Origin of the sequence: Mycoplana sp. MJR14 (assembly GCF_029210525.1) — a bacterium.
GTDB lineage: Bacteria > Pseudomonadota > Alphaproteobacteria > Rhizobiales > Rhizobiaceae > Mycoplana.
This window is the reverse complement of the sequence record NZ_JARGEO010000009.1, coordinates 198,925-209,735: the sequence shown is the minus strand read 5'-3', so window position 1 is coordinate 209,735 and position 10,811 is coordinate 198,925. Positions and strand designations below refer to the sequence as shown.

The 10,811-nt window shown below is 67.3% G+C and carries 8 protein-coding genes; 4 read left to right on the top strand and 4 right to left on the bottom strand.

Annotated features, from left to right (window positions below; translation table 11 throughout):
- Window positions 1-1,160: DEAD/DEAH box helicase (locus P0086_RS19870; RefSeq protein WP_275788697.1), on the bottom strand; the 1,160-nt coding region annotated here is incomplete at its 3' end.
- 424 nt (window positions 1,161-1,584) lie between these two features.
- Between P0086_RS19870 and P0086_RS19865 the strand changes: the two genes are divergently transcribed.
- Both P0086_RS19865 and P0086_RS19860 read left to right on the top strand, forming a co-directional pair.
- Window positions 1,585-2,031: a host attachment protein gene (locus tag P0086_RS19865; RefSeq protein ID WP_112598607.1), complete on the top strand. Its 447-nt coding sequence runs from the start codon at window positions 1,585-1,587 to the stop codon at window positions 2,029-2,031.
- Window positions 2,032-2,157: 126 nt separating this feature from the next.
- Window positions 2,158-2,676 (top strand): c-type cytochrome, encoded by a 519-nt coding sequence (locus P0086_RS19860; protein WP_275788694.1) that lies wholly within the window; start codon window positions 2,158-2,160, stop codon window positions 2,674-2,676.
- A 103-nt stretch (window positions 2,677-2,779) separates the two neighbouring features.
- On the opposite strand, the gene P0086_RS19855 is transcribed toward P0086_RS19860, so the two are convergent.
- Window positions 2,780-4,372 carry a trimethylamine methyltransferase family protein gene (locus P0086_RS19855; protein ID WP_275788691.1) on the bottom strand — a complete coding sequence of 531 codons (1,593 nt, stop codon included), beginning with the start codon at window positions 4,370-4,372 and terminating at the stop codon, window positions 2,780-2,782.
- A gap of 234 nt (window positions 4,373-4,606) precedes the next feature.
- Between P0086_RS19855 and P0086_RS19850 the strand changes: the two genes are divergently transcribed.
- A complete protein-coding gene (locus P0086_RS19850) occupies window positions 4,607-8,311 on the top strand; it encodes a PAS-domain containing protein (protein WP_275788688.1) in 3,705 nt (1,234 codons plus the stop codon).
- Between the two features lie 56 nt (window positions 8,312-8,367).
- Here P0086_RS19850 and mnmD read toward each other — a convergent pair whose 3' ends face one another.
- The gene (gene mnmD, locus P0086_RS19845; RefSeq protein ID WP_275788685.1) at window positions 8,368-9,024 is read right to left on the bottom strand and encodes a tRNA (5-methylaminomethyl-2-thiouridine)(34)-methyltransferase MnmD; all 657 of its coding nucleotides are present in this window, start codon (window positions 9,022-9,024) and stop codon (window positions 8,368-8,370) included.
- A gap of 142 nt (window positions 9,025-9,166) precedes the next feature.
- Here mnmD and P0086_RS19840 point away from each other — a divergent pair, with 142 nt between their 5' ends.
- Complete coding sequence (locus tag P0086_RS19840; protein WP_275788683.1) at window positions 9,167-10,357, top strand: FAD-dependent oxidoreductase; 1,191 nt, start codon at window positions 9,167-9,169, stop codon at window positions 10,355-10,357.
- Between the two features lie 3 nt (window positions 10,358-10,360).
- Here P0086_RS19840 and P0086_RS19835 read toward each other — a convergent pair whose 3' ends face one another.
- Window positions 10,361-10,735 carry a PRC-barrel domain-containing protein gene (locus P0086_RS19835; RefSeq protein WP_112598615.1) on the bottom strand — a complete coding sequence of 125 codons (375 nt, stop codon included), beginning with the start codon at window positions 10,733-10,735 and terminating at the stop codon, window positions 10,361-10,363.
- Window positions 10,736-10,811 lie beyond the last annotated feature (76 nt).

The window sequence follows — 10,811 nt, the reverse complement described above, 5'->3', positions numbered from 1 at the left end:
GACTTGCCGCCGGGGCCGGGGAGATCCGCCGGCGCGTCGCCGCTGGCAACGGCGATCGAGATGCCCATCAGCTTCTCGATGTCGCGCAGCAGGCGGATGTCGTCGGGCGCGCAGAAGGCGATCGCGATGCCGTCGCGGCCGTTGCGGGCGGTGCGGCCGATGCGGTGCACGTAGGCGTCGGGGACTTCCGGCAGGTCGTAGTTGTAGACGTGGGTGACGCCGGGAATGTCGATGCCGCGGGCGGCGACGTCGGTCGCCACCAGCACGCGGATCTCGCCGTCGCGGAAGGCCTTCAGCGCCCGCTCGCGCTGGCCCTGGCTCTTGTTGCCGTGGATCGAGGCGGCCTTGAAGCCGACGTGGTCGAGATGCTTCATCAGCTTCTCCGCGCCGTGCTTGGTGCGCGAGAAGATCAGCGACAGGCCGTCGGGATTGTCGGTGAGCGACTGCTTGAGGATCTGCGTCTTCTGGTCCTTGCCGGGCACGAAGTGGACATACTGCTCCACCTTGTCGGCGGCCTTGCCGGGCGGGGTGACCTCGACCTTCATCGGGTTGGTCAGGTATTCACCGGCAAGCTCGGCGATCAGCTTCGGCATGGTTGCGGAGAAGAGCAGCGTCTGGCGGTTCTTCGGCACCAGCTTGGCGATCTTTCGCAGGTCGTGGATGAAGCCGAGGTCGAGCATCTGGTCGGCCTCGTCGAGGACGAGGTAGCGGCCCTGCGTCAAGGTCACGGCCTTGCGCGAGACGAGGTCGAGCAGGCGGCCGGGGGTGGCGACGAGGATGTCGGTGCCGCGCTCCAGCATCTGCTGCTGCTTGTTGATCGAGGCGCCGCCGACGACGGTGACGACGCGCAGCGGCGTCTTCTTCACGAAGTCGCGCAGGTTGTCGGCGATCTGGTTGACCAGTTCGCGGGTGGGCGCAAGGACGAGGGCGCGGATGTTTCTCGGGTCGGGGCGGCGGCCCTCGGCCAGAAGCCGCTCGATCATCGGCAGGCCGAATGCGGCGGTCTTGCCGGTGCCGGTCTGGGCAAGGCCGATCAGGTCGTTGCCGGCGAGCACCAGCGGGATCGCCTTCTGCTGGATCGGGGTCGGGGTGTCGAAGCCGAGCGCTTCCAGCGCGGACAGAACGTTCTTCGACAGACCGAGGTCATGAAAAGTGGTCAAAGCAATAGCCTTTCGGGGCGCCAAGCGCGTCTGGCGGAGCGGCTTCATTGCCGATCCGGGACCGTCTGGCGTCAAGAACCCCGCGTGAATTGGGAACTTGTGGGTTGATAGTGGCGTCTGGCGCAGTTTCCCGCCGGGTGGCGGCACAATTTCTCTTGCGCTCTTCCTTCTTCCGCAGTCCAATCAGGAACTGTGCGGGGCTCGCTCACGCGGCGGCCGGAAGGATTACACAGGCCCATGTCGTGCTTTTCAACCTGAAAGTCAAGCGCGAGTTTTCGCGGGTGCAACATGACCGCCGCTCCGGACGAAGCAAGGAACCTCGACCCAGCCCTCGCGTTGCCCTCATAGGATGCAGCCTTTCGGAGGCATCCTGAGGCCGCAGCACCCCATGCTGCCGCCGGTAACCGCCAAAGGAGTGAAAAGCATGACGACCACTTGGATCCTCGCCGCCGACGGTAACCAGGCCCGGCTGTTGAAGGGCGTCAATTTTCTGAAGGAGGACAGGCGCAGCCCCGAACAGGAGGTTTTCAAGAGCGAACCGAAGAAGGTGCAGGACATCATGAGCGACAGGCCGGGACGGAGCTATTCGTCGCACGGGCCCGGGCGCTCGGCGATGGAATATACCAGCGATCCCGTGCGCGACGAGCAGCAGCGCTTCACCGCGGAAGTGGCCGAGAAGCTGGAAGGCTATGCCGATGCCGGCGCCTTCGACCGGCTGATCGTGTGCGCCGCGCCGCAGACGCTCGGCGACCTGCGCAGCATGCTCGGCGCCAAGTGCCGGGAAAAGACCACGGCGGAGATCGACAAGGATTTCACCAACCTGCCGACGGACAAGCTCGTGTCGTCGGTGCGCTCGATCATGTTCGACTGACCGGCGACAGGCAGGGCGGCGGGCGACGCCGTCCGCCCCCTCTTCGCCGGACCTACCTCCATTGCACGAATTGCCGGTTTCCGGGCGCGATTGCTATATGTTCGCTCTTTCTAAAGGAGCCATCCCATGCATAAGAAGAGCGCAATCGCTGCGACAGTGCTCTTGTGCTGTCCGGCCATCCTTCCCATCGAGACCGCCCGCGCGGAAACGCCCGTCGAGCGCGGTCAGTACCTAGTCCAGTTCGGCGGCTGCAACGACTGTCACTCGCCCGGGTACTTCTTCGGCAAGACGACGCCGGAGACCTATCTCTCCGGCTCCGATGTCGGCTTCCAGATGCCGCAGGGCACGTTCGTCGGCCCGAACCTGACGCCCGACAAGACGGGGCTTGCCGACTGGAGCGAGGCGCAGATCGTCACCGCATTGCAGACGGGCGTGCGGCCGGACGGGCGCGTGCTCGCCCCGATCATGCCCTGGCACGCCTTCGCCAAGCTGACGAAGGAGGATGCGGCGGCGATCGCCGCCTTCCTCAAGTCGATGAAGCCGGTCGAACACAAGGTGCCGGGACCCCTGGGGCCGGGCGAGAAACCGACCTTTCCGGTGCTGACGCTCATCTTTCCGGAGGGCGCGCCGCAGCCCGCCAAGTAGGCGGGCGAACGCCTGCGGGAGGGCCGGCCCGGGAGCCGCCGGCGTGTGCATCTGCCATCCGAGCCGCGCGCCGTTCCGGTGAATGCGGGCGCTTACCGTGCGTTCAGAAGTCCGTCGGCACGCCGCCTTCCGCCTTCCGTCGCGCCACGAAGGCATCGAGCTCCTCTTCGACCGCCGGATCGATCGCCGGACGCTCGTAGCTGTTCAGCTTCTCCTTGAACACGCGGTTGGCGTGGTCGTAGGTGGTCGGCCGGCCGGCCTCCGACCAGGTCTCGAAATTGCGCCAGTCCGACAGGATCGGGGAATAGAAGGCGGTCTCGTAGCGGGCCAGCGTGTGGGGCGTGCCGAAGAAGTGCCCGCCCGGTCCGACGTCGCGAACCGCATCGAGCCCGAGCGCGTCGGGGCTGGTGTCGAGGGGCGCGAGGAACTCCGCCACCATTTGCAGCATGTCGACGTCGAGGATGAACTTTTCGAACGAGGCGGTGAGCCCGCCCTCGCTCCAGCCGGCGGAATGCATGATGAAGTTGCCCCCGCCCTGCGTCAGCGCCCAGAGCGAAAGGGCCGATTCATAGGCGGCCTGAGCGTCCAGCGTGTTGGAGGCGTTGGTGTTGGAGGTGCGGTAGGGAATGTTGTAGCGGCGGGCCAGCTGGCCGCCGGCGATCACCGCCTTCATGTATTCCGGCGTTCCGAAGGCGGGCGCGCCGGATTTCATGTCGACGTTCGAGGTGAAGCCGCCATACATCACCGGTGCGCCCTTGCGCACCATCTGCGTGAAGGCGATGCCGGCGAGCGCCTCGGCGTTCTGCTGGGTCAGCGCGCCCGCGACCGTCACCGGCGCCATGGCGCCGGCGAGCGTAAAGGGCGTGACGACGACGACCTGGTTGCGCGAGGACATCTCGATGATGCCCTGCAGCATCGGGCCGTCGAGCCTGAGCGGCGACGAGGTGTTGATGATGGTGAAAAGCGAGGGCTCGCGCTCCATCTGCTCCATGGAGATGCCGCGGCCGATGCGGGCGATCTCGATGCCGTCGAGATTGCGCTGGCGGCCGAGCGAATAGACGTGGAACACCTTGTCGGTGAGCTTCACCAGGTCGGAGAGGCAGTCGAGGTGGCGGACCGAGGCATGCAGGTCGACGGGTTCGACGGGATAGCCGCCGGTGGTGTGGACGATGTCGTAGGACTGGGCGAGCTTGACGAGTTTGCGGAAGTCCTCCTGGTTGCCGGTGCGCCGGCCGCCCTCGCGGTCGGCGACGAAGGGGGCGGAGGCGATCTGCGCGAACACGAGGTTGTTGCCGCCGATCTCGACGTTGCGCATCGGATTGCGCGCATGCATCGTAAAGCTCGACGGCGCCTGAGCCACCATCTCCATGATGAGCCCCCGGTCGAAGCGCACCCGGTCGGTGCCCGGGGTGACGTCGGCGCCGGCTGCCTTCATCCGCTCGCGGGCCTCGGGCAAGATGATGTCCATGCCGATTTCCTCGAGGATCGTCAGCGAGGCCTCATGGATGGCCTCGACGGCGTCGTCCGAGAGCACGCGCGAAGAGGCCATCGTGTTTCGCAGGTTGAGGTAGCGGGAGCCGGTCGGCGCCGCCCGCTGCCGCTCGGTTCCGCGTCCTCCCGAGCGCCGGCGGCGTTCGACGGGGCCTTCTGCCGCCTGATGTCCGTGGTGCAGGTCCAAGTTTACGACGTCGCCCATGATCCGTCCCGATTGCCGTTCAGTTCGGTCGCGATCCTGCCACAGAAACCTCCCGGACGACGGGCGATTTGCGACATGCGGCGGCATGCCTGCAGGTGCCCGGCCGTGGCCGGTCGCCGGCTGCGGCGATGCAACCGCACGGCGTAAGCAACCGATTCTTAACCATCTGTTCAAATCCTTCGTGCTAATCGCTGGAGGGAGACTTCCTTCTGCCCACACGTGGAAAGCGCCGGCGTGGCTGACATACGAGACGATCTTTTGCTTGCGGCCCGCGAAGCGATTCGCGCGCAGAAATCGCCGGCCTACATCAAGTGCAGCGAGATGCGCTATCTCGCCGTCAACGAAGCCTTCTGCGAGCTCTTCGGCCTGAGCGAGGGCGAGGTCGTCGGCCGCAGCGGCCCGGAACTCGGCGAGTGCGACGGCCACGAGGACAGGAGCGAGCACGAGCGTCGCTGCCTGGTGTTCGGAGCCGACGAGACCGCCCGCTATCATCACAGCGCCAGCGCTTCCTCCTTCGTCATCTCGATGCGACGGCAGAAGCTGTCGGCGGAGCTGTCGATCCTGGTCGGCACCTTCCTGCCGGCGACGGAGACGCTCGCCAACCGGCTCGACGTGCTGGCGCAGGGCACCGGCATCGCCTTTGCCGGCGCGCCCGAGCAGGGCTGCGCCACCGGATCGTCGCCGGTCTCGGCCGGACAGCCGCTGGCGAACGCCGGCGCCGCCTCGGCGGAGAACCTGCTCGATGCGATCGGCACCGGGGTTGCGATCTACGACCGGGCCGGCGCGCTGATCCACGCCAACCAGGTGATGCGCGCCTTCTACAAGGCGCTTCTCGGCGAGGTTGCGGACGCGGACATCACCATGCACGCGCTGCTTCAGGCACTCTACGAGGTCGAGGCGCCGGACGCGGTCGAGGATGCCAGGGACGACTGGATCAGCCAGCGGCTCGCCGAGTACGAACTGCCGCTGTTCGAGCGCGTCAGCCGCACGGTCGCCGGCGGCTGGATGCGGCTCGTCACCCAGCGCCGCGCCGACGGCACGCTCGTGGCGCTGCGCTCCGACGTCACCGCGATGAAGGAGAACGAGGGCCGGCTGCGCCAGCAGGGGCAGGAGATCGGGCTCTACCGCGCGCTCCTCGACGAACTGCCGGTGGCGACCTTCGTGCGCGACGAGGCGCAGCGGCTGGTGTTCGCCAACCGGGCCTTCCTCGAGCTGACCGGGCTTGTCGCCGCGGATGTGCTCGGCAAGACCACGCTTGAGATGTTTCCCGATCAGGGCGACGAATTCCATGCCCGGAACCAGAGCGTGCTGGACGGCGGCGAACTGGTCGAGGCGGAGGCCGACTACCGCCGGCCGGACGGCCAGGTGATCCCGACGATTGCCCGCAGCTACCGCGTGATCTCCGCCGACAACCACAAGTACCTGATCGGCTCGATCACCGACACCTCGATGCTGAAACGGCGCGAGGAGCAGCTGATCGAGGCGCGCCGGCAGGCCGAAGAGATCAAGTCGGACCTGGAAAGCATCGTCGCCTCGCTGCATGTCGGCATCGTCGTGGTCGACGAGAACTCGACGATCGAGCTGGTCAACAGCGCCTTCGAAAGCCTGTGGAACGGCAAGCTGCCGGCGCTAATCGGCAAGCCGTTCGATGCGCTGCTGCGGTTCAAGAAGGAGCAGGGCGAGACGATCGGGACCGAGGCGGACGTCTGCGACACCGATCATCAGGTCTGGCTGCGCCGGGTACGGGACGGCGGCTTTCCGACACGCGAGGTCGGTTATGCCAACGGCCGCACGCTGATCGAATCCGGACAGCCGATATCGGGCGGGCGCTGCCTGCTGACCTATATCGACATCACCGAGCGGCGCGAACACGAACGGGAGGTGCTGGAGACGCGCAGCGCCCTCGAGGAGGTCGGAAGCCTCGTCAAGGACGCCATGGCGGCGATGAGCCAGGGCCTGCTGATCATCGACAAGGACCACGTCGAACTCGCCAACGAGGCGCTGCTGTCGATGGTCGACATTGCGCCGGAGCTGCTCAGGCCCGGGGCGGCGGTGGCGGACATCATCGCCGATTGCCGCGAACGCGGCATCTTCGGCTTTTCCGGCGACCAGCGCGTCTCGGTGGAGAATTTTCGCGAGACGCTGCTGCGCGACCGGCGGGCCTCGATCACGCTGCTGAGCGGCAAGGGCAGCTGGCTGCAGATGGAGGCGCGGCCCACCGAACACGGCCGCATCGTCTTCGTCTTTTCCGACATCAGCCAGTTGAAGGAACGCGAAGACGAGCTGCGTCGCCTGGTGGTCAGGGCCGAGACGGCCGACAAGGCGAAGTCGGAGTTCCTGGCCAACATGAGCCACGAGATCCGCACGCCGATGAACGGGGTGCTCGGCATGGCCGAGCTCCTGGCGAAATCGAACCTGGACACGCGGCAGAAGACCTTCATCGACATCATGGTGAAGTCCGGCAACGCGCTTCTGACGATCATCAACGACGTGCTCGACTTCTCCAAGATCGATGCGGGCCAGATGACCCTGCGCAAGGCGCCGTTCAACGCGCTGGAAGCCGTCGAGGACGTGGCGACGCTGCTTGCGGCGAAGGCGGCGGAAAAGGACATCGAGCTCGTCGTCCGGGCTGCGGCCGACATGCCGGCGGTCCTGGTCGGCGATGCCGGGCGCTTCCGCCAGATCGTCACGAACCTCGTCGGCAATGCGGTGAAGTTCACCGATTTCGGCCATGTCCGCATCGACATGGCCGCACGGGAGGCCGAGGACGGCAGGATCGACGTGACGCTGACGGTGGAGGACACCGGCACGGGCATTCCGGAAGACAAGCTCGCCTCGGTGTTCGAGAAGTTCTCGCAGGTCGATTCGTCGTCCACCCGCCGCCACGAAGGGACCGGTCTCGGCCTTGCCATCACCCACGGCCTGGTGACGCTGTTCGGCGGCGCGCTGTCCGTGACGAGCACGGTCGGCAAGGGGTCCGCCTTCACCGTGACGCTACCCTTCGAGGTCGATCAGCTCTCGGCGTCGAACACGGCCGTGCCCGCCAACCTGCGCGGGGCGCGCATCCTCGTCGCCGACCGGAGCGACGCGACGCGGACGGTCGCGCGCGAGCTTCTGTCGGAGTGGGGCTTCGACGTGACGGCGGTCGCCAATGCCGAGGAGGCGCTGGCGGTGCTTTCGGCGGCCAGCGCGATCGAAATCATGGTCGAGGCGGTGATCGTCGACCGCAATATCCGCGACGGCAACGGCCGGAGCCTGATCGAGGCCATCCGCAAGGAATTCCCGGAGACGGCGGTGATCGCCGTCTCCACGTTCGGCGGCGCCTCGCCGCAGGCGGGGCTGGATGCCTGCGAGGCCGAGGCGCACCTGATGAAACCGGTGCGGGCCGGGCTGTTGCGCGAGACGGTGTGCGAAGTGGTGCGTGCCGCGCGGCGGCGCGCCTCCGGCCACGGCACGCCCGTGGAGGCCGACGGCGGCATCGTCGTCAACATCCGGCAGCCTGCGCCGGCGGCTCCGGCCGAGGAGGAAGGGACCGTCGACGTTCTCGTCGCGGAGGACAACGAGGTCAACCAGCTGGTCTTCCGGCAGTTGCTGGAGGGATTGGGCGTCGGCTTCACGGTGGTTGCCAATGGCGAGGAGGCGGTGCAGGCCTACAAGCGGCTGAAGCCGCGGTTGATCCTGATGGACGTGTCGATGCCGGTCATGAACGGCCATCAGGCGGCACGCGCGATCCGTAGCCTGGAGGCCGGCACGCGCGACCGCGTGCCCATCGTGGCGGTGACCGCGCACGTGCTCGACGGCGACCGGGAGAGCTGCCTGGAATCCGGCATGGACGACTACCTGACGAAGCCGATCAGCACCGACCGGCTGGAGGAAATGCTGGGGCGCTGGATGGACTTGAGCGCCTTCTCCGCCGCCCGCCGTTCCACGCTTCACTGAGCGGGCGCGCCCGGCGGGTCCGGTCGGGGCTCTCTGTTGCGCGCGGCGGGTCGCTTTCAGGGGCGGCGGCCGCACAGCATTTCGCGCTTTCCGGCAAAGCCGGGGCGCCGTTCCACCGCAAAGCCCGCAGCGATCAGATTGCGCCGGACGAAGCCCGCGGCCGCATAGGTCGCGAACGTGCCGCCGGGTCGGGTGTGCCCGAACACCTCTCCGATCAGTTCCGCCGACCACATGTCCGGGTTGCGCGAGGGCGCGAAGCCGTCGAGATAGAAGGCGTCGAAGGCGAGGCCGGACGCCCGAAGCCGTTCCAGGGCAGGGCCGCAGACGACGGTCAGGCGGGTCTGCGCGTCCAGTTCCAGCTCGATCGCCCCGTCTCCTTCCGGTGCCTCCGGCCAGTGCTCGAAAAGCGCCTCGCGCTCGCGGTCGATCTCCGGCCAATGGGAGAGCGCGCGGCCGATCGCCGCTTTCGGCAGGGGGAAGCGTTCGAAGGAGACGAAGTGCAGCCGGCCGGTCGCCGTGCGGGCGGAGCGCCATTGACGCCAGGTTTCGCAGAAATTGAGGCCGGTGCCGAAGCCCAGTTCGCCGATGGCAAAGTCGCCGCCCGCCGCCCAGCGGGACGGCAGGCCATTGCCGTCGAGAAAGACGTGACCGCATTCCAGCCGCCCGTCGGTGCGACAATAAAAGTGATCGCCATAGGCCTGCGAATAGGGCATATCGCCCTCATGCCAATCGAGAGCCAGATCGGGGGCGAGATCAGGGGCCAGATCTGGCGTCGGATCAGCGGGCGCCCGGCCGGGGACCGGGTCCGGGGTCGAGCCATTCGCCGCCGCGGCGATGTCAGGAGCGTTGTCAGCCATGCCGCCAGTCGATAGTCGCGCCAGCGGTGCCGGTCAATGGCACCCCGACGTTCTGGTCATCGGGGCGGGCGTGATGGGGATGTGGGCGGCGCTGATGGCGGCGCGCGCCGGGCACACGGTGCTGGTCGCCGAACGTAACCGGGTCGGGGCCGGCGCCAGCGGCGGCCTGCTCGGCGCCCTGATGCCGCACCTGCCGGATCGCTGGAACGCCAAGAAGCAGTTCCAGCTCGAGGCGCTTTCTTCGCTCGAGGGTGAGATTGCCGAGCTGGAGGCGGCCACCGGCCTTTCCGCCGGCTATCGTCGCAGCGGACGCGTGATCCCCCTGGCCGGACCGCAGCAGCATCTGCGCGCTTTGCAGCATTCCCGCGATGCCGCCGCGGCCTGGAGCGTTGCTGGGCGGACGTTTTCCTACGAGGTTTCGTATCGTGCTCCGGCCTCCGGCTGGCCGGCGGCAGAGGCGACGACGCATGGGTTGGTCTTCGACAGCCTCGCCGCCCGCATCTCGCCGCGCGGGCTGCTGAACCTGCTGCGGGCTGCCCTCGAGGCGATGCCGCAGGTCCGCATCGCGGAGAGTGCCAATGTCGCCCGCCTCGATCCCGAGGCGAGGACCGCGCGTCTGGCCGACGCCACCGAGATCGCCTTCGGCCATGTGGTCGTTTCGGCCGGCGTTGCGGGCTTCGGCCTGCTCGAAGCGCTGGAGCCGCTCGAGCTGCCGCGGCCGCTGGGCGTGGCGGTGAAAGGGCAGGCGGCGCTGTTCAGGGCCGAAATCGACCCCGGTCTGCCGATCCTGTTCGACAACGGCATCTACATCGTGCCGCATGACGGCGGATACTGTGCGGTCGGCAGCACCAGCGAGGACGCGTTCGGCGACGGAACCGCCACCGACGGGTTGCTGGACGACGTGGTCGAAAGAGCCTGCCGGCTGGCGCCGGTGCTGCGCGAGGCGTCGCTGGTCGAACGCTGGGCGGGCCTGCGGCCGAAGCCGATCGGGCGCGATCCGGTCGCGGGGCTGCACCCCGACTTTCCCGCGGTCGCGGTTCTCGGCGGCGGCTTCAAGATCAGTTTCGGCATTGCGCATGAGCTGGCGCGCGCGGTGATCCGACAGATCGACGGCGGTAGCGCAGGGGAGCTACCGCCGTCGTTTGCCGTCGGCACGCATCTGGAGGCTGCGCGCCGGGATCTGGCCTAGGCGTTACATCCAGTAGGGCGGCACGCCGTAGTAGTCGTGGATCAGCTTGCCGTTGCGACGATCCCATTCGTATTCCGCTTCGCTCTCGTAGTGCGGCGCGGCTTCGACCTGCTCCTTGGTCACGTCGATGCGATAGCCGTTGAGGCTTTCGTCATAGTTCAGCTTGCCCCAGGGCAGCGGATAGTGATCGTGGCCGATGCCAAGGAAGCCGCCGAAGGAGAGGACGGCATAGGAGACGTGGCCGCTGCGCTTGTCCAGGATCAGCCGTTCGACGGAACCGATGTGCTTGCCGTCGGCGCCGTAGACGGCGGTGCCCTCGACCTTGTCGCTGGCGATCAGGGCTTCGGTTTCCTTGATGTTTGCATCCTGCGGAATCATCGTGTGTTCTCCCTTTCTGTTCGGGAAATCAACGCGCCGTTCCCCGTCTTGTTCCATCGGCGGCATCGTGGAAATG